The sequence below is a fragment of the Pseudomonas sp. NPDC096917 genome (assembly GCF_044762555.1).
Classification (GTDB): Bacteria; Pseudomonadota; Gammaproteobacteria; order Pseudomonadales; family Pseudomonadaceae; genus Aquipseudomonas.
This window is the reverse complement of sequence record NZ_JBIWEO010000006.1, coordinates 58692-80938: the sequence shown is the minus strand read 5'-3', so window position 1 is coordinate 80938 and position 22247 is coordinate 58692. Positions and strand designations below refer to the sequence as shown.

General features: G+C 57.6%; 23 protein-coding genes. 19 read left to right on the top strand and 4 right to left on the bottom strand.

Going from position 1 to position 22247, the window contains the following annotated elements:
- The first annotated feature begins 177 nt into the window (after window positions 1-177).
- The 7 genes from gatC (at window position 178) to ACIQYF_RS08790 (ending at window position 6960) form a co-directional block, all read left to right on the top strand.
- On the top strand, window positions 178-465 hold the full coding sequence (gatC, locus tag ACIQYF_RS08820) for an Asp-tRNA(Asn)/Glu-tRNA(Gln) amidotransferase subunit GatC (protein WP_019408858.1): 288 nt from the start codon (window positions 178-180) through the stop codon (window positions 463-465).
- A gap of 15 nt (window positions 466-480) precedes the next feature.
- Window positions 481-1932 carry an Asp-tRNA(Asn)/Glu-tRNA(Gln) amidotransferase subunit GatA gene (gene gatA, locus ACIQYF_RS08815; protein ID WP_402859627.1) on the top strand — a complete coding sequence of 484 codons (1452 nt, stop codon included), beginning with the start codon at window positions 481-483 and terminating at the stop codon, window positions 1930-1932.
- 10 nt (window positions 1933-1942) lie between these two features.
- The gene (gene gatB / locus ACIQYF_RS08810) at window positions 1943-3388 is read left to right on the top strand and encodes an Asp-tRNA(Asn)/Glu-tRNA(Gln) amidotransferase subunit GatB (protein WP_402859624.1); all 1446 of its coding nucleotides are present in this window, start codon (window positions 1943-1945) and stop codon (window positions 3386-3388) included.
- A 119-nt stretch (window positions 3389-3507) separates the two neighbouring features.
- A complete protein-coding gene (locus ACIQYF_RS08805; RefSeq protein ID WP_402859621.1) occupies window positions 3508-3879 on the top strand; it encodes a septal ring lytic transglycosylase RlpA family protein in 372 nt (123 codons plus the stop codon).
- A gap of 51 nt (window positions 3880-3930) precedes the next feature.
- Window positions 3931-4971 carry a calcium/sodium antiporter gene (locus ACIQYF_RS08800; protein WP_402860126.1) on the top strand — a complete coding sequence of 347 codons (1041 nt, stop codon included), beginning with the start codon at window positions 3931-3933 and terminating at the stop codon, window positions 4969-4971.
- Between the two features lie 11 nt (window positions 4972-4982).
- On the top strand, window positions 4983-5381 hold the full coding sequence (locus tag ACIQYF_RS08795; protein ID WP_402859618.1) for a carboxymuconolactone decarboxylase family protein: 399 nt from the start codon (window positions 4983-4985) through the stop codon (window positions 5379-5381).
- 88 nt (window positions 5382-5469) lie between these two features.
- Entirely contained in the window at window positions 5470-6960 is a 1491-nt protein-coding gene (locus ACIQYF_RS08790) for a PhoPQ-activated pathogenicity-related family protein (RefSeq protein ID WP_402859615.1), read from the top strand.
- Here the strand turns inward: ACIQYF_RS08790 and ACIQYF_RS08785 are convergent.
- Window positions 6957-7898, bottom strand: coding sequence for an AEC family transporter (locus tag ACIQYF_RS08785; RefSeq protein ID WP_402859612.1), 942 nt, complete (start codon window positions 7896-7898; stop codon window positions 6957-6959). The genes ACIQYF_RS08790 and ACIQYF_RS08785 overlap by 4 nt on opposite strands.
- 89 nt (window positions 7899-7987) lie before the next feature.
- Window positions 7988-8545 (bottom strand): hypoxanthine-guanine phosphoribosyltransferase, encoded by a 558-nt coding sequence (locus ACIQYF_RS08780; protein WP_402859609.1) that lies wholly within the window; start codon window positions 8543-8545, stop codon window positions 7988-7990.
- 164 nt (window positions 8546-8709) lie between these two features.
- On the opposite strand from ACIQYF_RS08780, the gene upp reads away from it, so the two are divergent.
- Both upp and ACIQYF_RS08770 read left to right on the top strand, forming a co-directional pair.
- A complete protein-coding gene (upp, locus tag ACIQYF_RS08775; protein ID WP_402859606.1) occupies window positions 8710-9348 on the top strand; it encodes a uracil phosphoribosyltransferase in 639 nt (212 codons plus the stop codon).
- 1 nt (window position 9349) lies between these two features.
- A complete protein-coding gene (locus ACIQYF_RS08770) occupies window positions 9350-10624 on the top strand; it encodes a uracil-xanthine permease family protein (RefSeq protein ID WP_402859603.1) in 1275 nt (424 codons plus the stop codon).
- 97 nt (window positions 10625-10721) lie between these two features.
- Here ACIQYF_RS08770 and hemH read toward each other — a convergent pair whose 3' ends face one another.
- A complete protein-coding gene (gene hemH / locus ACIQYF_RS08765) occupies window positions 10722-11747 on the bottom strand; it encodes a ferrochelatase (protein WP_402859600.1) in 1026 nt (341 codons plus the stop codon).
- 13 nt (window positions 11748-11760) lie between these two features.
- Window positions 11761-12663 (bottom strand): TIGR01777 family oxidoreductase, encoded by a 903-nt coding sequence (locus tag ACIQYF_RS08760; RefSeq protein WP_402859597.1) that lies wholly within the window; start codon window positions 12661-12663, stop codon window positions 11761-11763.
- A 192-nt stretch (window positions 12664-12855) separates the two neighbouring features.
- Between ACIQYF_RS08760 and ACIQYF_RS08755 the strand changes: the two genes are divergently transcribed.
- The 10 genes from ACIQYF_RS08755 to ACIQYF_RS08710 all read left to right on the top strand — a co-directional run bounded on the left by ACIQYF_RS08755 (window position 12856) and on the right by ACIQYF_RS08710 (window position 22158).
- Window positions 12856-13842, top strand: a complete 987-nt coding sequence (locus ACIQYF_RS08755; protein ID WP_402859594.1) for an NAD(P)/FAD-dependent oxidoreductase — start codon at window positions 12856-12858, stop codon at window positions 13840-13842.
- Window positions 13839-14054, top strand: coding sequence for a TIGR02450 family Trp-rich protein (locus ACIQYF_RS08750; protein WP_402859591.1), 216 nt, complete (start codon window positions 13839-13841; stop codon window positions 14052-14054). Before ACIQYF_RS08755 ends, ACIQYF_RS08750 begins: the two co-directional genes overlap by 4 nt.
- A 183-nt stretch (window positions 14055-14237) precedes the next feature.
- Window positions 14238-15206, top strand: a complete 969-nt coding sequence (locus ACIQYF_RS08745) for a YbgA family protein (RefSeq protein ID WP_402859588.1) — start codon at window positions 14238-14240, stop codon at window positions 15204-15206.
- Between the two features lie 2 nt (window positions 15207-15208).
- Window positions 15209-16144, top strand: coding sequence for a MerR family transcriptional regulator (locus ACIQYF_RS08740; protein WP_402859585.1), 936 nt, complete (start codon window positions 15209-15211; stop codon window positions 16142-16144).
- A 19-nt stretch (window positions 16145-16163) separates the two neighbouring features.
- Window positions 16164-17609, top strand: a complete 1446-nt coding sequence (gene phrB / locus ACIQYF_RS08735; RefSeq protein ID WP_402859582.1) for a deoxyribodipyrimidine photo-lyase — start codon at window positions 16164-16166, stop codon at window positions 17607-17609.
- On the top strand, window positions 17602-18372 hold the full coding sequence (locus ACIQYF_RS08730; protein WP_402859579.1) for an SDR family NAD(P)-dependent oxidoreductase: 771 nt from the start codon (window positions 17602-17604) through the stop codon (window positions 18370-18372). Before phrB ends, ACIQYF_RS08730 begins: the two co-directional genes overlap by 8 nt.
- Window positions 18369-19616, top strand: coding sequence for an NAD(P)/FAD-dependent oxidoreductase (locus ACIQYF_RS08725; protein WP_402859576.1), 1248 nt, complete (start codon window positions 18369-18371; stop codon window positions 19614-19616). The genes ACIQYF_RS08730 and ACIQYF_RS08725 overlap by 4 nt, the downstream gene beginning before the upstream one ends.
- Complete coding sequence (locus ACIQYF_RS08720) at window positions 19613-20413, top strand: DUF1365 domain-containing protein (RefSeq protein ID WP_402859573.1); 801 nt, start codon at window positions 19613-19615, stop codon at window positions 20411-20413. Before ACIQYF_RS08725 ends, ACIQYF_RS08720 begins: the two co-directional genes overlap by 4 nt.
- Complete coding sequence (locus ACIQYF_RS08715; RefSeq protein WP_402859570.1) at window positions 20400-21671, top strand: class I SAM-dependent methyltransferase; 1272 nt, start codon at window positions 20400-20402, stop codon at window positions 21669-21671. The genes ACIQYF_RS08720 and ACIQYF_RS08715 overlap by 14 nt, the downstream gene beginning before the upstream one ends.
- Window positions 21664-22158 carry a DUF2878 domain-containing protein gene (locus tag ACIQYF_RS08710; RefSeq protein ID WP_402859567.1) on the top strand — a complete coding sequence of 165 codons (495 nt, stop codon included), beginning with the start codon at window positions 21664-21666 and terminating at the stop codon, window positions 22156-22158. The genes ACIQYF_RS08715 and ACIQYF_RS08710 overlap by 8 nt, the downstream gene beginning before the upstream one ends.
- Window positions 22159-22247 lie beyond the last annotated feature (89 nt).

The window sequence follows — 22247 nt, the reverse complement described above, 5'->3', positions numbered from 1 at the left end:
AAGTGCGGCAAACTCTAACAACGACAGGGATTTTGGGCAAGGCGCCAATATGTTAAATTGACCGCTTTTCCGTGCACCAACCCCCACAATCGCGGCCTTATGACCGTAGAAATGCGGTAGTGTTCCGACAATCTAACACACGGATAGCATCCGTCCTGTTTTCCACTGGAGAATCCCATGGCGCTTGAACGCTCCGACGTGGAAAAAATCGCACATTTGGCCCGTCTGGGTCTCAATGATGCCGATATCCCACGCACCACCGAAGCCCTTAATAGCATTCTGGGGCTGATTGATCAGATGCAGGCTGTCGATACCAACGGCATCGAGCCTCTGGCCCACCCACTGGAAGCCAGCCAGCGCCTGCGCGCCGACGTCGTGACTGAAAGCAATCATCGCGAGGCTTACCAGTCCATCGCACCAGCGGTCGAAAACGGCCTCTATCTGGTTCCGAAAGTCATCGAGTAAAGGGAAAGAGCCTGCATGCATCAATTGACTCTGGCCGAGATCGCCCGCGGACTCGCCGATAAAAAGTTTTCTTCCGAAGAGCTCACCAAGACCTTGCTGGCGCGTATCGCGCAGCTCGATCCTCAGCTCAATAGCTTCATCACCCTCACCGAAGACCTTGCGCTAGCGCAGGCCAAGGCCGCTGACGTACGTCGCGCCAACGGTGAAACCGGCGCATTGCTGGGCGCGCCGATCGCTCACAAAGACCTGTTTTGCACCCAAGGCGTGCGCACCAGCTGTGGCTCGAAGATGCTCGACAACTTCAAGGCACCTTACGACGCCACCGTGGTCGCCAAGCTGGCTGCTGCGGGCGCTGTCAGCCTGGGCAAGACCAACATGGACGAGTTCGCGATGGGCTCGGCCAACGAATCAAGCTACTACGGGGCGGTCAAAAACCCGTGGAACCTTGAGCACGTCCCTGGCGGTTCGTCGGGCGGTTCGGCCGCAGCCGTTGCCGCTCGTCTGTTACCGGCAGCAACCGGCACCGATACCGGCGGCTCGATTCGCCAACCGGCAGCCCTGACTAACCTCACGGGCCTGAAACCGACGTACGGTCGTGTTTCACGCTGGGGCATGATCGCTTATGCCTCCAGCCTTGATCAGGGCGGTCCGTTGGCACGCACAGCTGAAGACTGCGCAATTTTGTTACAAGGCATGGCGGGCTTCGATCCTCAAGACTCCACCAGCATCGACGAACCGGTTCCGGACTTCAGCGCTGATCTCAATGGTTCGCTTAAGGGCCTGCGAATTGGCGTGCCGAGCGAGTTCTTCAGCGAAGGCCTCGACCCGCGCATTGCCGAGCTGGTGCACAACAGCATCAAAGAGCTCGAAAAGCTCGGCGCCGTGATCAAGACCATCAGCCTGCCGAACATGCAGCACGCGATTCCTGCGTACTACGTGATCGCGCCAGCCGAGGCATCCTCCAACCTGTCGCGTTTTGACGGCGTGCGCTTCGGCCATCGCTGTGAAGACCCGAAAGACCTGACCGACCTGTACAAGCGCTCGCGCGCCGAAGGCTTCGGCCCGGAAGTACAACGCCGGATTCTGGTTGGCGCCTACGCCCTTTCGGCCGGTTACTACGACGCTTACTACCTGCAAGCGCAAAAAATCCGTCGCCTGATCAAAAACGACTTCATGGCAGCCTTCAACGAAGTCGACATCATCCTCGGCCCAACCACGCCTAACCCGGCCTGGAAAATCGGCGCCAAAAACAGCGATCCGGTTTCTGCCTATCTGGAAGACGTGTACACCATTACCGCCAACCTCGCGGGCCTGCCGGGCCTGTCGATGCCAGCCGGTTTTGTCGATGGCTTGCCAGTCGGCGTGCAGTTGCTTGCGCCTTACTTCCAGGAAGGTCGCTTGCTTAATGTCGCTCACCAGTATCAGTTGAACACTGACTGGCACACGCGCTCACCTGCCGGCTTCTGAGGAGAAACATATGCAATGGGAAGTTGTGATCGGGCTGGAAATTCACTCCCAGCTCGCCACCCAATCAAAGATTTTCTCCGGTAGCGCCACCACCTTTGGCGCTGAGCCGAACACCCAGGCCAGCCTGGTTGATCTCGGCATGCCGGGTGTATTGCCGGTCCTGAACCAGGAAGCCGTGCGCATGGCCGTCATGTTCGGTCTGTCGGTTGATGCCGAAATCGGCCAGCACAACGTGTTTGCGCGCAAGAACTACTTCTATCCGGACCTGCCGAAGGGCTACCAGATCAGCCAGATGGAGTTGCCGATCGTCGGTAAAGGCCATTTGGACATCACCCTGGAAGACGGCACCGTCAAGCGGGTCGGCATTACCCGTGCGCACCTGGAAGAAGATGCGGGCAAAAGCCTGCACGAAGACTTCAGCGGCTCCACCGGTATCGACTTAAACCGTGCCGGCACGCCTCTGCTTGAAATCGTTTCCGAACCCGACATGCGCAGCGCCAAAGAAGCGGTTGCCTACGTGAAAGCCATGCACGCGCTGGTGCGCTACCTGGGCATCTGCGACGGCAACATGGCTGAAGGCTCGCTGCGCTGCGACTGCAACGTGTCGGTACGTCCGGTCGGCCAGGCCGAGTTCGGCACCCGCTGCGAGATCAAAAACGTCAACTCGTTCCGCTTTATCGAGAAGGCGATCAACAGCGAAGTACAGCGCCAGATCGAGTTGATCGAAGACGGCGGCAAGGTCATTCAGCAAACCCGCCTGTATGACCCGAACAAAGACGAAACCCGCGCCATGCGCAGCAAAGAAGAAGCCAACGACTACCGTTACTTCCCCGACCCGGACCTGCTGCCAGTGGTCATCGAAGACTCGTTCATCGAAGACGTGCGCGCCACCCTGCCAGAACTGCCACCGCAAAAACGCGAGCGCTTCCAGTCGCAGTTCGGATTGTCCGCCTACGACGCCAGCGTACTGGCTTCGAGCCGCGAACAAGCAGACTACTTCGAGCATGTCGTGAGCATCAGCGGCGACGCCAAACTGGCGGCTAACTGGGTCATGGTTGAGTTGGGCAGCCTGCTCAACAAACAAGGCCTGGACATCGACCAGTCGCCGGTCAGCGCTGAGCTGCTGGGCGGCATGCTGCTGCGCATCAAGGACAACACCATCTCCGGCAAAATCGCCAAGGTCGTGTTTGAAGCGATGGCCAATGGCGAAGGCACTGCCGATGAAGTCATCGACAAGCAAGGCCTCAAGCAAGTGACCGACAGCGGCGCCATTGAAAAGGTGCTGGATGAAGTGTTGGCGGCCAACGCTGAGCAAGTCGAGCAATACCGCGCGGCGGATGAAGCCAAACGCGGCAAAATGTTTGGCTTCTTCGTGGGTCAGGCGATGAAAGCGTCCAAAGGCAAAGCCAACCCGCAACAAGTCAACGAACTGCTGAAAAGCAAGCTCGAAGGCTAAATCAACGCAACTCACCCCGTAGGGGCGAGCTTGCTCGCGATCTTTTGATCTTTTAAGAGATCGCGAGCAATTCGCGCCTTGGGATGAGATGCGCCCGATTAGCAATAAAAGGATCCCTCATGAAGCGGCTACTCGGCGCCTGCGCCCTGCTCAGCTTGCTCGTCGGCTGCGCCAGCCATGACATAGACCCTCGCAGCTATGACGAAACCGGCGTTGCCTCTTATTACGGCGCTCGGCATCACGGCAAGCGTACGGCCAGCGGCGAACCTTTCGATCAAAATGCTCTCACCGCAGCCCATCGCGATCTTCCATTCGGCACTCGCGTGCGGGTCACCAACCTGGGCAACGACAAATCGGTGGTGGTGCGCGTCAATGATCGCGGCCCGCATACCCGTGGCCGTCTGATCGATCTTTCACGCCAGGCAGCCCAACAGTTGGGTATGCTGAGCAACGGCACCGCCAAAGTCCGGGTTCGGGGCTTGAGTGATTAACCGACTGAGTGAGTCACTATTTTGGGCTTGAGCGCTTTATCACCGTGGAACCTGCTGCAATTACTCTGCGGCCTCGTCATGCTGATTGCCGGCGCCGAGTTGCTGGTGCTTTGCGCCGTGCGCATGGCCGCCAATCTAAAGGTTCGCCCCTTATTAGTCGGTTTGACCGTGGTTGCGCTCGGCAGCAGCGCCCCCCAGATGACCGTCAGCCTGCAAGCCGCCTTCAACGATACCCCGGACATTGCCGTCGGTAGCGTGATCGGTAGCAACATCTTCAACATCCTGGTCACACTCGGGCTCTCTGCGCTGATCATTCCGTTGCGCGTGTCTCGCCAACTGGTGCGCCTGGACATCCCGCTGATGATCATCGCCAGCGGGCTGGTGTACGGACTGGCATTGACCACCCCATTCAACCGCCTGGCTGGCGCCATCTTGCTTGGCAGCCTGCTGATCTATCTGGGCCTGCTACTGCGCCAATCGCGCCACAGCGGCCACCACCATGTCAGCCACGACCGGCCACGCACCTCATGGCTACACAACGTCGTACTGATGCTCATCGCCCTGTTGCTATTGGGCGCCGCCGGGCATCTGCTGCTGGGTGCTGCCGTCGAAGTGGCCACCGAACTGGGCCTGTCCGAGCGCATCATCGGCCTGACCATCATTGCCGTCAGCACCTCCTTGCCAGAACTGGCCACTTCACTGATTGCGGCCTTTCGCGGCCAGCGCGAAATTGCCGTCGGCAACGTGATCGGCAGCAACGTCTTCAATTTGCTCGGCGTACTGGGCCTTACTGCTTTATTGGCGCCCGAACCGCTGTCGGTCTCGCCCAATGCCCTGGACTTCGACTTGCCGGTCATGCTGAGCGTTGCCGTGTTGTGCCTGCCCGTGTTCTACACCGGCTACCGCGTCACACGTGCCGAGGGCCTGCTGTTTCTGGGGCTGTACCTGGCGTATGCATTGCACGTGGTGTCGTTCACCACCGGCATGCCGCTGGCAAGCAAGCTCGAACACCTGATGCTGTTTTACATCTTGCCGGCGCTGCTGGTGTTTCTGCTGTTCAGTACCCTGCGCGCGTGGCGTCGACAACACTGAGGAGTTTTGCGATGGACACTAAGAAATCCGGCATTGAAATGCGCCGCCAGGTCATGGGCGACGAGTTTGTCGACCGCGCACTGGGCAACGCCACCGAGTTCACTCAACCGCTGCAAGACTTCGTCAACGAGCACGCCTGGGGGGGCGTGTGGAACCGTGGCGGCTTAGCGTTGAAAACCCGAAGCCTGATCACCCTCGCGACCCTCACCGCGCTCAAGTGCCCGCAAGAGCTCAAAGGCCACGTACGCGGCGCCTTGAACAACGGCTGCACAGTCGAGGAAATCCGTGAAGCGCTGCTGCATTGCGCGGTCTATGCCGGAGTGCCAGCAGCGATTGATGCCTTTCGGGCCGCGCAGGAAGTGATCGACACTTACGTACCTGCCAAGCAACAAAACCCACACAACAGCTAGACGTGTCTGACAGAAGGCGTCAGTGAGTTCGCGTAAAAAGGCTGGAACCGACGCGAGCTCCGCGTTCCGAGCGTTTAACGAGACGACGATGCCTTCACTCAGTAACCTCGCCTTGCTGCTACTGCCTTTCATACTCGTCAGTGGTTGCAGCTACGCTTCCCCACCCGATAGCGCAATGACCTGTTTTGAAAACAGCGGCCAGAACTTCAACAAGGTTCTGAGTTGCTACCAACAGGCCGAAGCCAATCAGCCGCTGGACTATACGTTCATCCAATCGACGGCTTTCCCCCAGGTTGAAAAACGCCGCTTCGAATTGAAATCCCAGACATGGACAGGTCATGGTTTCACAAGCCCTGCGACCTGGACCCACACCGTCGACATTTACATTCCAGAAGCCGCCATGCCCGGCCAGGCGTTGCTGGTAGCCAACAACGGAACCCGCATCCCGACCGCTGAAAAACCTGTGCAAGAGCCTACAGACTTTACCGAAGACATGGCGCTGACCATTGCCCGCCAAACGCAGACCATCGTGATCTCCGTCAGCAATGTCCCTAACCAGTTCCTGACCTACAGCGATGACGGCATACCACGACGTGAAGACGACAGCGTGGCGCATAGCTGGAAGCTGTTTTTACAAGCACCTGAAAACCGGCCGTTTCTCTCACTGCACATCCCCATGATGCAATCGCTGGTTAAAGCCATGGATCTGGCACAGCAAGAACTCAAGCCCTGGCAGGTTGATCGTTTTATCGCTTCGGGAGCCTCCAAACGAGGCTGGGCGGTCTGGATGGCCGCACTCACAGACACCCGCGTGAGTGCCATAGCGCCCTTTGTGATCGATATCCTCAATACTCACGCAATCTTGAAGCACACCCTCAACGCTTACGGCAAAAGCTGGCCGCTCGCATTCAACGCCTACCATCACGAAAGCATTACGCAGCAGCTAGACTCGGACAATTTTGCAAAGCTGATGCAGATAGAAGACCCGCTCCTCTACGCAACGGGCGCTGAAGACAACCGGCTGAGCATTCCGAAATATATCGTCAACGCCAGCAGTGATGACTTTTTCCTGCCAGACAATGCGCGGTTATATTTCGATGCATTGCCCGGCGAAAAAATGCTCCGCGTTGCCCCTAATGCCAGCCATTACGGGATCAAGGCGTTTGTAGAAAACTCACTGATCAGTTTTACCAACCGCCTGCAACAAAAGCGCCCATTGCCCAGCTTGAAAAGTGATGCACAGCCACACACTGGAGGCGTGAATCTGGCCATGCGCTTCTCTGAACGCCCGACCAAACTGGTTCAATGGCGCGCCTACAACCCTGATGATCGCGACTTCCGCCAGCCTTGCGGCATCACTTACCAAGCCACTGAGCTTGACCTACCCGCCGGTAAAAACCTGGACGTAAGCCTGCTCACACCTGATGAAGGCTGGAGCGCGACCTATGTTGAAGCCACGATGGCAGACGGCCTGGTGGTCAGTACACCGGTTCAGGTGTTGCCCGAGACCTACCCCACCTGGCCCCCCAAACAAATCGAACCTGCGTGCAAGAACCTGACGGATCCAGTCGAAGGCTAAATCCAACCACCCCACTGCAACACAAAAATCCCGATATTGGTCGTGATCGCTGCCATCAAGGTAGTGATCACGATAATCGAGGCTGCCAGTTCATGATTGCCATTGGCCGCCCGCGCCATGACATAGCTGGCGGCAGCCGTCGGGCTGGCGAAATAGAGAAACAAGGTGCCCAGTTCCGGCCCGCGAAAGCCGCAGAGCCATGCACCCAGCGTTGCCAGAAACGGCAGGCTGATCATTTTGACCAGGCTCGCACTCAGCGCCAAGTTGCCGCTTTTGCGCAAGCTGACCAGCGACAGCGTGCCACCAATGCAAATCAGCGCCAGCGGCAAGGTCATTGACGCCAGGTACTCGCCCGACGCCTGTAGCCAACCGGGCAGACGTATTTTGAACACTGCAAACGGGACCGCCGCCAGCACGCTGATGATCAGCGGGTTTTTGAACACACTTTTGCAGATGCTCCACGGGTCGGACTTGATCACCGGGCTGTACACCGCCAGCACAATGGTCGACAGCGTGTTGAACAGCAATATCACCAGCCCCGCGAGTACCGCACCCAGTGAAATGCCGTAGTCGCCGTACATGCTGGCAGCCAATGCGAGGCCCACGACCCCGTTATTGCCGCGAAAAGCGCCTTGGGTGTAAATGCCACGGTCTTCGCGCGGGCAGCGCCACATCGCCCAGCCCCACGCCAACGCAAAGCTGAGCAGCGTAGCCGCCGTGAAATAGGCCAGCACTTTGGGCTGCATGGCGGCCCTGAGATCGGCATGCACAATGCCCAGAAACAACAACGCCGGCATGGTGACGTTGAACACCAATGCCGACGCTGTGTGGATAAAGTTGTCGTTGATCCACCCCACGCGCTTGAGCACGATGCCCATGAACAACATGGCAAACACGGGAGCGGTAATCGAGAGTGTCTGAAAGAAGATAGCCAGCATGTCAGCACGCTCGTGTGAGGTCGTTAAGTGGCTAATCCATGTGCCTTAGGGTTTGAAGCTCCCCCGCAAGAAAGCTTCAACAGCCTTGCTTACATACCTTTAACGGCATAAATGCCGGCAGCATTACGCCAGTAACCTTTGTAATCCATGCCGTAGCCGAAAATATAACGGTCAATGCACGGCAGACCGGCGTAGTCGGCTTTCAAGTCCGGGCTCGCTTTGCGGTCGTGGTCTTTGTCGATCAGCACCGCAGTGTGCACCTGACGGGCGCCCGCGTGCTTACAGAAATCAACGATCGCGCTCAGCGTGTGACCTTCATCAAGGATGTCATCGATGATCAGCACGTGACGGTCCATAAAGGACACTTCTGGCTTGGCTTTCCAGAACAGGTCGCCACCGCTGGTTTGATTGCGGTAGCGGGTCGCGTGCAGGTAAGACGACTCAAGCGGGAATTTGAGGTGAGTGAGCAGCTTGCCGGCAAAAATAAGGCCGCCGTTCATCACACAAAATACCACTGGATTGGTCTCGGCCATTTCGGCCGTGATCTGCGCGCCAATGCGGGCAATGGCTGCCTCAACTTCAGCTTCGGTGTACAGGCAGTCAGCCTCTCGCATGACTTGACGGATATGCTCGAGATCAGCAGACATGACGCTCTCCAGGGGGGGTTGCACAAGAAAAGCGGGCAAAGGTACGCATCCGCATGGCTCAGATCAAGCATTTATGGACTAACGTGCACTAATGTCTGTAGGACATCACCCCGGATTAGATTAATCTAGGCCGCTTTTTTTGCCTGCCCCCCGGAGCTTTTAACATGCCTATTCGCGAGATCCGTCATCCACTGATCCGTCACAAACTCGGCCTTATGCGTCGCGCAGACATTAGCACGAAGAACTTCCGAGAGCTTGCTCAGGAAGTTGGCGCGCTGCTGACCTATGAAGCGACTAAAGACCTGCAACTCGAAACTTACGACATTCAGGGCTGGTGCGGCACTGTTCAGGTTGAAAAAATTGCGGGTAAAAAAATTACTGTCGTGCCTATCCTGCGCGCCGGTATTGGCATGCTTGAGGGTGTGCTCAGCCTGATTCCTGGCGCCAAAGTCAGCGCCGTCGGTATTGCCCGCAACGAAGAAACCTTGCAGGCCCATACCTACCTTGAAAAGTTGGTTCCAGAAATCAACGAACGCCTGGCGATGATTATCGACCCGATGCTGGCCACCGGTTCCTCGATGGTTGCGACCATTGACCTGCTGAAAAAAGCCGGCTGCAAAGACATCCGCGCCATGGTGCTGGTTGCAGCACCTGAAGGTATCGCCGCAGTTGAAGCGGCTCACCCTGACGTGACCATCTACACCGCCTCTATTGATGAATGCCTGAACGAACACGGCTACATCATTCCGGGCCTGGGCGACGCTGGCGACAAGATCTTCGGCACCAAGCAAAAGGACGTTTAACATGCAGGACGAGTTCAACGACCCGCTCTGGCGCCAGATCATCTCTGGCGCGCAGATGCTCTTCGTGGCGTTCGGCGCGTTGGTGTTGATGCCTTTGATTACCGGCCTCGATCCTAACGTTGCACTGTTCACGGCGGGTCTCGGGACTCTGCTGTTCCAGATCGTGACCCGGCGCCAGGTGCCGGTCTTTCTGGCGTCGAGTTTCGCTTTCATTACCCCGATCATTCTCGCCAAAGGTCAATTCGGCCTGGCCGCGACCATGGGCGGCGTGATGGCAGCCGGTTTCGTGTACACCTTTCTGGGTTTCGCGGTAAAGCTTAAAGGCACCGGTTTTATTGATCGTCTGTTACCACCCGTGGTGATTGGCCCAGTGATTATCTCCATCGGTCTGGCGATGGCCCCCATTGCCGCGCACATGGCCATGGGCCGCGCTGAAGATGGCACCGAGCTGATCCACTACCAAACCGCCATGATGATCTCGATGCCAGCCTTGCTGACCACCTTGATCGTGGCCGTGTTCGGCAAAGGCATCTTCCGCCTGGTGCCGATCATTGCGGGTGTACTGGTTGGTTTTTCGATGGCGTTTTATTTCGGCGTGGTCGACACAGCCAAAATCGCCGCAGCGCCGTGGTTTGCACTGCCGCACTTCACAGCCCCCGAGTTCAACTGGCAGGCGATTCTGTTTATCGTCCCCGTGGCCCTGGCCCCGGCCATTGAACACATTGGCGGCGTGATTGCCGTAGGCAGCGTGACCGGTCGCGACTACCTGAAAAAGCCTGGCTTGCACCGCACCCTGTTCGGTGACGGGATTGCCACCACGGCGGCTGGCTTACTGGGCGGCCCACCCAACACCACCTACGCCGAAGTGACAGGCGCAGTGATGCTGACCAAGAACTACAACCCGAAAATCATGACCTGGGCGGCAATCTTCGCCATCAGTCTGGCGTTTATCGGCAAGTTCGGCGCATTGCTGCAAAGCATTCCAGTGCCGGTGATGGGAGGGATCCTGTGCCTGCTGTTCGGTTCGATTGCTGCGGTCGGGATGAACACCCTGATCCGCCATCAGGTCGACCTGAGCGAAGCGCGCAACCTGGTGATTGTCTCGGTAACGTTGGTCTTCGGGATTGGCGGCGTGCTAATCGGCACAGGGATGGGCCCAGAAGACTTCGGCCTCAAAGGCATCGCGCTGTGCGCCATCGTGGCGATTGCGCTCAACCTGATACTGCCGGGCAATGACAGCTGGAAAAAGAAAAAAGGTGACACGCCGATTATCTAAATTGGCTTGGCCCGCAACACCCTTGCAGGAGTGAGCTGGCTCGCGATCTTTTGACCTTTTAAAAGATCGCGAGGCAAGCTCGCTCCTAAAGGTTCACTTACAGCGCCAACGGCGCTCTTTCACACAAGGTGTTCAATGCCGCCGCCCACTCAGGGTTGTCATTGAGACACGGCACCAGCACCAACTCCTCGCCCCCCGCCTCAATAAACTGCTCGCGTGCGCGATCACCGATCTCTTCAAGGGTCTCGATGCAATCGGCCACAAACGCCGGGCACATCACCAGCATTTTCTTTACGCCCTCTTTAGCCAACGCATCCAGACGCGCCTCGGTGTAAGGCTCGATCCATTTGGCCCGACCCAGCCGCGATTGAAACGCGACCGACCACTTGCCTGCAGGCAACCCCATGCGCTCGGCAAACGTCTCGGCGGTACGCAAGCATTGCGCCCGGTAGCACGTCGCCAATACCTCAGGCGATGCGTTCTGGCAGCAGTCTGCATTTTTGAAACAGTGATTACCGGTCGGATCCAGCTTGTGCAAGTGCCGCTCCGGCAAGCCGTGAAAGCTCAGCAGCAGGTGGTCGTACTCCTGCTCCAGGTGCGGTTTGGCGCTCGCGACCAACGCCTCAAGGTATTCAGGCTGATCGTAAAACGGCTGCACAATCGAGAACTGCATCGACAGCTTTTTGGCCTTCACCACCCGCTTCGCTTCTTCGATCACCGTGGTCACAGTGCTGTCGGCAAATTGTGGGTACAACGGCGCCAGCGTGACTTTGCTGATGCCTTGAGACGCCAGACGCGTGAGCACAGTCTCAATCGATGGCTCGCCATAGCGCATCGCCAACTCGACCGGACCTTTGGTCCACTCTTGGGTCATGGCCTGTTGCAAACGGCGGCTCAACACTACCAGCGGCGAGCCCTCTTCCCACCAGATAGAGGCATACGCATGCGCGGACTGTTCGGGGCGCTTGATCAGGATCAAAGACACCAACAATCGACGAACCGGCCACGGCAGGTCGATGACGTACGGGTCCATCAAAAACTGGTTCAGGTAGCTGCGTACATCCGCTACCGAAGTAGACGCGGGCGAGCCCAGGTTAACCAGTAACAACGCGTGCTCAGTCATGCAACATCCTATTTCAGAGGCGGGCGGACAGATCGTCTAGAGCCGCACGCAAATCGGTGAACTGAAAGGTGAAACCGGCCGCCAGTAATCGGGCGGGTATTGCCCGCTGGCCACCCAACAATAACTCTGACATCTCACCCAGCCCCAAGCGCAAGGCAAAAGCCGGGGCAGGCATAAAAGCGGGACGGTGTAACACGCGACCCAAGGTTTTGGCGAACTCAGCGTTGCGTACCGGGTGCGGCGCGCAGGCATTATAAGGACCCGATGCCGCACTCTCATGCACAAGAAAATCAATCAGGGCAATTTGGTCTTTGATATGAATCCAGGGCATCCACTGCCGGCCATTGCCCACCGGGCCTCCCAGCCCCAACTTGAAGGGCAATAACAGGCGCGACAAAAAGCCGCCCTCGGCAGCCAGCACCAGCCCCGTGCGAACCAGCACCACACGAATCCCCATGGCCTGAGCGCGTTGGGCAGTTTCTTCCCAGGCAATGCACAAGTGGCTGGCAAAATCCTCGGTAACGGGCGGCGACTCTTCGCTCAATTCGCGCTCGCCGCCGTCGCCATACCAGCCTACTGCCGATCCCGAAATCAGCACCGAAGGCTTTTGTTCGAGGCTTTCGAGCCAGACCAACAGGGTTTCCGTCAGTGTGACTCGGCTGCTCCACAACGACGCCTTGCGTTTGCGCGTCCACCGGCCACCGGCAATCGGCTCACCGGCCAGGTTGATGACCGCGTCCACCGGCTCGTGACTCAGCTCGACAAGATGTGCGATACCTCTTACTTCAGCACCACACAATTGCTTGACGCGTTCAGGATGACGGCTCCAGACGCTCAAGCGATGACCTTGCGCCAGCCAGTGACGACACAGTTGGCGGCCTATCAAGCCTGTACCGCCGGTCAGCAATATGTGCATGAGTTGAACCTCGTGAGGAGTTTTATCCAGAGCACTGGTCTATTTTTAAGAGAAGCCCTACTAAAGGGCCATTGGCCTTATAAAGAATAGGTCAGTCTGAGTCGGCAGGCGCATTAAAACCTATACTAAAAAATAGATTTGTACAGGTATTACAGAAGACGTAGTCTGTGCAAACAGGGAACGAGACCAAAAATGACTGTACCTATCGCGATCATCGGGGCCGGTATTGCCGGACTATCAGCCGCCAACGCACTGCATAAGGCGGGCTACGCAGTTCATCTGTTCGATAAAAGTCGAGGCAGCGGGGGGCGCATGTCGAGCAAACGCAGTGATGCCGGCTCGCTTGATCTGGGCGCACAGTACTTCACTGCACGCGACCGCCGATTTGTCGAGCAAGTCCAGCAATGGCAAGCCAACGGCTGGGCGGCAGAATGGGCGCCACACCTGTACAACCACAATGACGGCCAACTGACTTCTTCGCCTGACGAACAAGTGCGCTGGGTCGGCAAGCCACGTATGAGCGCCATTACCCGTGGCTTGCTGGGGCGTCTGAAAGTGAACTTTTCATGCCGGATTACCGACTTGATCCAGGGTGAAAAACACTGGCACTTGCTGGATGCAGATGAATGCACCCACGGACCGTTCAGCCACGTCATCGTTGCCATCCCTGCGCCTCAGGCAACTACCCTGCTCGCCAGTGCCCCCAAACTGGCAAGTACCGTGGCCGGCGTAAAAATGGACCCGACCTGGGCCGTCGCCCTGGCATTCGAATCACCGCTCGACACGCCCATGGAAGGCTGTTTTGTACAAGGCAGCCCGCTGGACTGGATAGCCCGCAACCGCAGCAAACCCGGCCGCGATAAAACCCCGGATACCTGGGTGCTGCACGCAACCAGCGCCTGGAGTAAACAGAACCTCGACCTGCCCAAAGAGGCGGTCATCGAGCAGTTGCACGGCGCTTTTGCCGAGTTGGTGCACTGCCCCATGCCTGCCCCAACGTTCACCCTGGCCCACCGCTGGCTCTACGCTCGTCCCTCATCAGCCCATGAATGGGGCGCCTTGGCGGACGCTGATCTGGGCCTGTATGCCTGTGGCGACTGGTGCCTGTCGGGTCGCGTCGAAGGGGCTTGGCTCAGCGGTCAAGAGGCCGCCCGAAAACTGATCGAGCACTTATCTTGAATCGCATCAATCCGCGCAAACTGCTGCTGTCTAAATGGACGGCAGCCCAGCCCAAACATCGCGAAAAGCACTTTCTGGTGACCCAGCTGTTCTGTGACGAAGAAGGCACCGTGCTTGAGATCGAGCTACAAGCCGTGCTCACCCAACGCAACCAACGCATGGCGTGGCAGAGCCTGCAAGCATCAGAAGAATGGAGAATGGGCTGGGTGTAACGCTTCACACCGCGTCGGCTGCGCTCTTCCAACGCTCAAAAAATCGAAACCTGCGCCAGCACCTACAGGGTACAGCTCACAAATACTTGTACAATAAATTTGACTTGTACAAGGCCAAGCCTATGATGAACTCAAGTTGTACAACGATCTCCATCTGTACAAGTTATTACTTGAGGTTGTCACATGGCCAGCGCCTTCTCAGCACCGCACAAACCTAAAATTGCCATCAGCGCCTGCTTGCTCGGCGCTGAAGTTCGTTTCAATGGTGGCCATAAAGAGTCGCGGCTGTGCAGCCAGGCCCTCAGTGAACATTTCGAGTTTGTTCCTTTATGCCCCGAGGTTGCCATCGGCCTGGGCATTCCCCGCCAGCCGATTCGACTGATTGGCGACCCCGCGCAGCCGCAGGCCGTCGGCAGTGTCGACAGTGAGCTGAACGTGACCGCACCGCTGCACGATTACGGCGTAGAGATGGCGGCCCTCCACCGCGATATTTGCGGCTACATCTTCATGCAAAAGTCACCGTCTTGCGGGCTAGATCGGGTCAAGGTCTATCAGGACAAAGGCCGCCCAGCCGAGCTGAGCGGACGTGGTATTTATGCACAGGCCTTTTGCGCAGCCCATCCAGACTTGCCCGTAGAAGAAGACGGCCGCCTGAATGACCCCGTATTGCGCGAAAACTTTTTGACCCGGGTATACGCCTACAGCGCCTGGCAAGACTTGCTCAAACACGGCATTACTCGTCGCGCACTCACCGAGTACCACGCCCGATACAAATATTTGCTGATGGCTCATCATCCGGTGCAATACAAAGCCCTGGGCAAATTGCTGGGCACTATCGGCAAAAACGATCCCCGAGACATCGCCGCGCAGTATTTCAGCGAGCTGATGCAAGCACTGAAAAAATGCGCCACACGTCGCACCCATACCAATGTGCTGCAACACCTCAGCGGTTACCTCAAGCAGTCCATCAGCGCTGATGACAAGCAGGAAATTCAGCAACTCATTGCTCAGTACCTACAAGGCATCGTGCCATTGGTGGTACCACTGACCTTGCTTAAACACCACTTCCGCCAACACCCGGACCCCTACATCTCACGGCAGGTTTACCTGCAGCCGCACCCTGAAAATCTCAGCCTGCGTAACGCAATCTGACAATGAATGATGACTTGATCATGTCCAATACTCCCGATACGGACTACAGCGAAGCGTTAGCAGAAGGTTGGATCCCGATACGGGAAGTGGCCCGCATGACCGGTGTCAATGCCGTCACCTTGCGTGCCTGGGAACGCCGCTATGGCCTGATCGTGCCTCACCGCACGGCCAAGGGTCATCGCTTGTTTTCAACCGAACATGTGCAGCGAATCCGTCGCATTCTGACGTGGCTCAATCGTGGGGTTTCAGTCAGCCAGATCAAACCGCTGCTTGACACCCCACCCGCCTGCCGCGAGCCCGTGGACAATGATTGGGAAAACTGGCGCCAGGCTTTAACGCTGGCGATCAGTGAGTTGTCGGAGCGCAGGCTCGACGACAACTTCAATCAGGTGATGTCGCTCTACCCTGCACGCACCTTGTGCGAGCACCTGTTGATGCCGTTGATAAACGAGCTCGAGCAACTCTGGCACGGCCAATTCGGTGCGCAAGTGGAACGCGTGTTCTTTGAATCCTGGTTGCGCAGCAAACTGGGCGCACGCATTTACCACAACAATCGCTCACTCAAAGGTGCGCCTGTTCTGCTGATCAACCAGTCAGACCGGCCCTTCGAGCCCCACCTGTGGCTCACTGCCCTCTTGGTCAGCAGCAGCCATTGCCCGGTCGAAGTCTTTGATGCGGCGGTGCCCAGCGGCGAGCTGGCCATCGCCGTCGAACGCCTCAAGGCCCGTGCCGTGGTGCTGTATTCCAGTAAACCGCTGAACCTGCTGCAACTGCCAAAACTGCTGAACGCGATGACCTGCCCTATGCTGATTGCCGGACCAGCGGTATGCATCCACCAAGACGAGTTGGCCGTATCTACCACTGAAATCGCAGGATTGTCTCTGGCAAACGACCCCATAGAAGCCCATCAACGCCTCAGCCAACTCCGCCTTTTCTAGCGGTCACCAAGGAACTGACATGCAACTCATCTGGCTGCGCAGCGATTTGCGCCAACACGACAACACCGCCCTGAGCGCAGCAGCCGAACGCGGCCCGACTGTGGCCATGTACCTCATCAGCCCTGAGCAATGGCTGGCGCACGATGATGCGCCGTGCAAAGTCGATTTTTGGCTACGCAACCTGCGCACGTTGAGCGACAGCCTGATGCAGCTGAATATCCCGCTGCTGGTGCGCACCGCTGCGACCTGGGCGCAGGCACCTGCCGTTCTGCTTGAGGTGTGCCAACACCTGGGGATTGAAGACGTTCACGTGAATCAGGAATACGGCATCCATGAAACTCGCCGCGATCAGGCCGTCCACGCAGCACTGCAAGCCCAGGGCATTGGTTTTCACAGCTATCTGGATCAGTTGCTGTTTGCGCCAGGCAGCATCCTGACCCAATCCGGGTCGTACTTTCAGGTCTTCAGTCAGTTCCGCAAAATCTGTTACAACCGCTTGCACATGGCTTTGCCGAAGATCGTCGCCGCGCCTAAGGCGCAAGCCGAACTGCCGATTGCACGCGACAGCCTGCCAGAGTCCATCCCCGGTTTTGCGACACCCGACCAAACCCTGCGAGACCTTTGGCCTGCCGGAGAGGATGTCGCCCAAGAGCGACTGATGCGTTTTGCCAGTGAGCAAATCCACGCCTACCAGAATGAGCGCGACTTCCCCGCCAAACCCGGCACCAGCCAGCTTTCAGCCTATCTGGCGGCGGGTGTTATCTCCCCACGGCAATGCTTGCACGCAGCACTGCGCAGCAATAATGGCGAGTTTGAAAGCGGCAGCCCTGGCGTGTTCACCTGGGTCAGCGAACTGATCTGGCGCGAGTTTTATAAACACATTCTGGTGGGCTACCCGCGTGTCTCGCGGCACCGCGCATTCAAGCCTGAAACCGAGTTTGTGCCCTGGCGCAATGCGCCCAAAGAACTGGCGGCCTGGGAACAAGGCAGAACGGGCGTGCCGATCATCGACGCGGCCATTCGCCAACTGCTGGCAACCGGCTGGATGCACAATCGCCTGCGGATGATCGTCGCGATGTTTCTGACCAAAAACCTGCTCATCGACTGGCGCGAAGGCGAACGTTTTTTCATGCGTCATTTGATTGATGGCGACCTCGCGGCCAATAACGGCGGCTGGCAATGGAGCGCATCGACCGGCACGGATTCTGTGCCGTATTTCAGAATTTTTAACCCGCTGAGTCAGTCGGAGCGCTTCGACCCCGAAGGGCGCTTCATCAAACACTGGTTACCCGAACTTGCCGCACTCAACAAAAAAGAGGTGCATAACCCCGCCTCTGCTGGCGGCCTGTTTGGTGTGGCCGATTATCCGGCGCCGATTGTTGATGTGAAACAAAGCCGCGAACGCGCACTCAAGGCCTTCAAAACGCTGCCATTGCGCCAGATGCTCGAGGTGCAACATGATTGAAGGCCGCCGTATCTGGTTGACCGGCGCCAGCAGCGGGATTGGCGCGCACATGGCTAAAGAGCTGCTGCAACGCGGCGCCTTTTTAGCCCTGAGCGCCCGCACCCTGGGGCCACTGGCCGAACTCTCCGAGCGCTTTCCCGGCAAGGTTCTGCTCGTACCCGGCGATATGACCGATCACCTGCAAGTCCGCGAAATCGGCATGACCATCGCGCAAACCTGGGGTGCGCTGGACACCGTCATCCTGAATGCCGGGAGCTGTGAATACGTCGACGTTCGTCAGTTTGACGCCAGAGTGATCGAGCGGGTGGTCAGCACCAACTTACTGGGCAGCAGTTACTGCATTGAAAGTGCGCTACCGCTGCTGCGAGCGGGCAGATCACCGCATCTGGTCGGCGTCGTCAGCTCGGTCACGTACTGGCCGCTGCCACGGGCGCAAGCGTATGGCGCATCGAAAGCCGGGTTGCGCTACTTGCTCGAATCGCTGCGCATCGACTTGGCTCACGAAGGGATCGATGTCACGGTGGTCAGCCCAGGGTTCGTCGATACCCCACTGACCGAAAAAAATGACTTCCCAATGCCTATGCGTTGGTCAGCGCCCAAAGCGGCGCTATACATTTGCCAACGGTTGGAAAAACGCCCGTTGGAAATCAGCTTCCCCACGGTGTTTATCGTCATTCTTAAACTCTTGGCAAGCCTTCCAAAACGCCTGCAAGTGGCGATTGGCAAACGCCTGGCACGCACTTCTGATGAGCCTTCAGCATGAAAATCGCGATCATCGGCAGCGGCATTTCAGGCCTGACCTGCGGCTATTTACTGCATAAAGAACATGACATCCACGTGTTCGAGGCCAGTGACTGGGTGGGCGGTCACACCCATACCGTCAATGTCACCGTTAAGGGGCAGAGCTATGCGGTTGATACCGGCTTTATTGTGTTCAACGACTGGACCTACCCCAACTTCATCCAGTTGATGGCACAACTGGGCGTGCGCTCAAAAGCCACCGAAATGAGCTTTTCAGTGCGCGACGCCAGCAACAACCTCGAATACAACGGCAACACCCTCAACAGCTTGTTTGCCCAACGCAGCAACCTGTTGTCGCCCGGCTTCTGGGGCATGTTGCGCGATATTCTGCGCTTCAACCGCGAAGCCATTCGCGACCTGCAAGAGCAGCGTATTGCCAGCGACACCCGGCTGGGCGACTACCTCCAGCAGCGAGGCTATGGCACCCGGTTTATCGAGCACTACATCGTGCCAATGGGTGCGGCAATCTGGTCCATGTCACTGGCCGACATGCTGGCCTTTCCGCTGCAATTCTTTGTGCGCTTCTTTAAGAACCACGGCCTGCTGAGTGTCAGCAACCGCCCGCAATGGCGTGTGATCGAGGGCGGTTCAAGTGCTTACGTGCAGCCTTTGAGTGCAGGCTTTGCCGACAAAATTCGCCTCAACTGCCCGGTAACTTCAGTAGAGCGTAACGAACAAGGTGTGCGGGTATGCAGCGCCACCGGCAGTGAACATTTCGACAAAGTGATATTTGCCTGCCACAGCGATCAGGCCTTGCAGTTGCTGACTCACCCGTCAGCAGCCGAACAGCAAATCCTCGGTGCCCTGCCCTACGCTGAAAACGACGTGGTACTGCACACCGACACACGCCTGTTACCCGATCGAAAATTGGCATGGGCCAGTTGGAATTACCGCTTGGGTGATGTAGAGCGCCAGCGGGCCGCCGTTACTTACAACATGAACATCCTGCAAGGCATTCAGAGCGAAACCACGTTCTGCGTCAGTCTTAACCAAACAGTCAGCATTGACCCGCTCAAAGTACTGGCCAGATACACCTATGCGCACCCGCAATACAGTCTCGATGCAGTCGCCGCTCAAGCCCGCTGGCAAGAACTGCACGGCGCGCAACACAGCTATTTTTGCGGCGCCTACTGGGCCAATGGCTTTCATGAAGATGGGGTGGTCAGCGCGTTGCGCGTGGCCAAAGCCTTCGGTCAACAACTATGAACAGCGCCCTGTACAGCGGCTGGATCGCCCATCGGCGCTTTGCGCCGACCACTCACGCGTTCCGGTACAACATTGGCTTGCTCTACCTCGACCTGGACGAGCAAGACGCTGTACTCGGACTGTCACCGTTGGCCGGCAAAAATCGTTTTGCTCCGTTCTCGTTTCGCGAAACTGATTATCTTAAAACCTACACACAAACAGGTATGCGCCTGATCGATGCGGTACGCCAGCAAGTCGCAGCGGCCCTCGGGCACACGCCTCAAGGTGCTATCTGCCTGCTGACCCAAGCCCGCAGTTGGGGGCTGTCATTCAACCCAGTGAGTTTCTTTTATTGCTACGAGGCTGATGGCCGACTGGCAGCCATCTTGTGCGAAGTGACGAACACCCCGTGGCGCGAGCGCTATCACTATGTGCTCCCGGCCGAGGGCGATGGCCATCAGCACGTGGCCGTGGCCAAAGCGTTCCATGTATCACCGTTTTTGCCTCGCGACCTGGAATACCGCATGAGCTTCAGCCCGCCGGATGACCGACTCGGTGTGCACATGGCGGATTGGCAAGGCGAGCTGAAAATGTTCGACGCCACCCTCAATTTGCAACGCAGCACGCTGGACAGAGCGGGGCTGCATCGCTACTTGCGCCAGTTTCCATGGATGACCGCCAAGACATGCCTGGCCATTTACTGGCAAGCGTTGCGCTTGTTTCTAAAACGCACACCGATTTTTTCCCACCAGGCAGCTGACGGCGCCTTTCGCATTGCCGCCCTGCAACCCAAGGATAAACGCCATGAAAAGCCCTAGTCTGGTGAGTAAAACCTCACGCCTGAGCACGTACAACCTGACCAGCGTATTGCTGCGACGCGGGGTCATGCGCCAACTCAATCAATTAAAGAACGGCCTGTTGGTGCTGATCGAAAATGGCGAGCGTCATCAATTCGGTGACAGTCACGCCACGCTGATCGGCGAAGTACAGGTCAACGACCCCAGCGTATGGGGAATGATTGCCAGCAACGGCTCGATTGGCGCAGGCGAGGCATTTATTCACGGCTACTGGAGTTCTCCCGACCTGACCAAGGTGATCAGGGTGCTGGTGAGCAATATGCAGGTGCTGGATGCCATGGAAGGCGGGCTTGCCAGACTGGGCCGCCCGCTCATTCGCGGTTTGCACTGGGTTAATCGCAATACCCGCAAAGGCTCGCAAAGAAACATTGCCGCGCATTACGACCTCGGCAATGAAATGTTCGAGCAGTTTCTCGACCCGACCATGATGTATTCCGCCGCGCAGTTCCTCAGCGACGATGACACGCTTGAACAAGCGCAGTTGAATAAGCTGCAACGTATCTGTCAAAAGCTCCACCTCAAGCCCGAAGATCATTTACTTGAAATCGGCACCGGCTGGGGCAGCATGGCGATTTTTGCCGCGCAGCACTACGGCTGCAAAGTGACCACGACCACGCTATCCAAAGAACAGTTCGACTACACCCAGGCCCGTATTCAAGCGCTGGGTTTACAGGAGCAAGTGACCTTGCTGCTGGAGGATTACCGCGACCTGAGCGGGCAATACGACAAGCTGGTCTCGATAGAGATGATCGAAGCCGTCGGCCATCACTTTTTGCCCAGCTATTTCAAACAGTGCTCGCACTTGCTTAAAAGCAACGGGCTGATGCTGCTGCAAGCCATCACCATTCGCGACCAGCGCTACGAGCAAGCCAAAAACAGCGTGGACTTTATCCAGCGCTATATCTTCCCAGGCGGTGCCCTGCCCAGCGTGCAAAAGATGCTCGAAATTGTGGGCCGCGACACCGACATGAATCTGATGCACATGGAGGACTTCGGCCTGCATTACGCCAAGACCCTGCGCCTGTGGCACGAGAACTTTCGCCGCGCCCATGGCCGCTTAACTGAATTGGGCTACGACGAGTACTTTCTGCGCTTGTGGGAGTTTTACTTGTGTTACTGCGAAGGTGGCTTTCTGGAGCGCAGCATCGGCACCGCGCAATTGCTGCTGGCCAAACCGGCCGCCCAAACCCAACCCTTACTGGGACGCTTTAATGCTTAAAAAGCGATTGGCCAATGCCGGGTTATTTCAACTCGGCTGGTTTGCATGCGTACTGGGCGGCAACAGTTCGTGGTTATGGCTGGCCGGCGCTGCATTACTGATTCATCTGTTGTGGATAAGTCGCTCATGGTCCGAGGTTCACTTGGTCATTTGCATCTGCCTGCTCGGCACGGTGGTCGACAGCTTGCTGCTCAACCTGGGGGTGTTTGAATTCAAGCAGCCCGGCGTGTTGGTTCCGCTGTGGCTGGCCGTGCTTTGGGCCGTTTTTGCAATAACCTTGAGGTATTGCCTGGCGTGGACGGCACACCCTATGTGGCGGGCGGCGTTATTGGGCGCAATTAGCGGGCCCTTGTCGTATTACGCGGGGCAACGCTTGGGGGCGGTGCAGTTTCCGTTTGGACTGTGGCCGACCCTGGTCGGGCTTGGTGTGTTGTGGGCGGGGTTGTTCCCGACGCTGCAATGGTTGGCGGGCAAACAGCATGAGTAGGCCGCACTTGCCTGCGATCTTTGGATCGTTAAAAGATAGCGGGCAAGCTCGCGCCTACAGGGTCCACATCAGAGCTGTCGGTCAGCACG

Coding starts and splice junctions, on each gene's coding strand:
- hemH (WP_402859600.1), bottom strand. CDS start 11,747: ATGACTGAGCACGCGTTGTTACTGGTTAACCTGGGCTCGCCCGCGTCT.
- ACIQYF_RS08745 (WP_402859588.1), top strand. CDS start 14,238: ATGGCCAGCGCCTTCTCAGCACCGCACAAACCTAAAATTGCCATCAGC.
- ACIQYF_RS08780 (WP_402859609.1), bottom strand. CDS start 8,545: ATGTCTGCTGATCTCGAGCATATCCGTCAAGTCATGCGAGAGGCTGAC.
- ACIQYF_RS08725 (WP_402859576.1), top strand. CDS start 18,369: ATGAAAATCGCGATCATCGGCAGCGGCATTTCAGGCCTGACCTGCGGC.
- ACIQYF_RS08720 (WP_402859573.1), top strand. CDS start 19,613: ATGAACAGCGCCCTGTACAGCGGCTGGATCGCCCATCGGCGCTTTGCG.
- ACIQYF_RS08760 (WP_402859597.1), bottom strand. CDS start 12,663: ATGCACATATTGCTGACCGGCGGTACAGGCTTGATAGGCCGCCAACTG.
- ACIQYF_RS08755 (WP_402859594.1), top strand. CDS start 12,856: ATGACTGTACCTATCGCGATCATCGGGGCCGGTATTGCCGGACTATCA.
- phrB (WP_402859582.1), top strand. CDS start 16,164: ATGCAACTCATCTGGCTGCGCAGCGATTTGCGCCAACACGACAACACC.
- ACIQYF_RS08715 (WP_402859570.1), top strand. CDS start 20,400: ATGAAAAGCCCTAGTCTGGTGAGTAAAACCTCACGCCTGAGCACGTAC.
- ACIQYF_RS08740 (WP_402859585.1), top strand. CDS start 15,209: ATGAATGATGACTTGATCATGTCCAATACTCCCGATACGGACTACAGC.
- ACIQYF_RS08785 (WP_402859612.1), bottom strand. CDS start 7,898: ATGCTGGCTATCTTCTTTCAGACACTCTCGATTACCGCTCCCGTGTTT.
- ACIQYF_RS08770 (WP_402859603.1), top strand. CDS start 9,350: ATGCAGGACGAGTTCAACGACCCGCTCTGGCGCCAGATCATCTCTGGC.
- upp (WP_402859606.1), top strand. CDS start 8,710: ATGCCTATTCGCGAGATCCGTCATCCACTGATCCGTCACAAACTCGGC.
- gatB (WP_402859624.1), top strand. CDS start 1,943: ATGCAATGGGAAGTTGTGATCGGGCTGGAAATTCACTCCCAGCTCGCC.
- ACIQYF_RS08710 (WP_402859567.1), top strand. CDS start 21,664: ATGCTTAAAAAGCGATTGGCCAATGCCGGGTTATTTCAACTCGGCTGG.
- ACIQYF_RS08805 (WP_402859621.1), top strand. CDS start 3,508: ATGAAGCGGCTACTCGGCGCCTGCGCCCTGCTCAGCTTGCTCGTCGGC.
- gatA (WP_402859627.1), top strand. CDS start 481: ATGCATCAATTGACTCTGGCCGAGATCGCCCGCGGACTCGCCGATAAA.
- ACIQYF_RS08795 (WP_402859618.1), top strand. CDS start 4,983: ATGGACACTAAGAAATCCGGCATTGAAATGCGCCGCCAGGTCATGGGC.
- ACIQYF_RS08790 (WP_402859615.1), top strand. CDS start 5,470: ATGCCTTCACTCAGTAACCTCGCCTTGCTGCTACTGCCTTTCATACTC.
- ACIQYF_RS08730 (WP_402859579.1), top strand. CDS start 17,602: ATGATTGAAGGCCGCCGTATCTGGTTGACCGGCGCCAGCAGCGGGATT.
- gatC (WP_019408858.1), top strand. CDS start 178: ATGGCGCTTGAACGCTCCGACGTGGAAAAAATCGCACATTTGGCCCGT.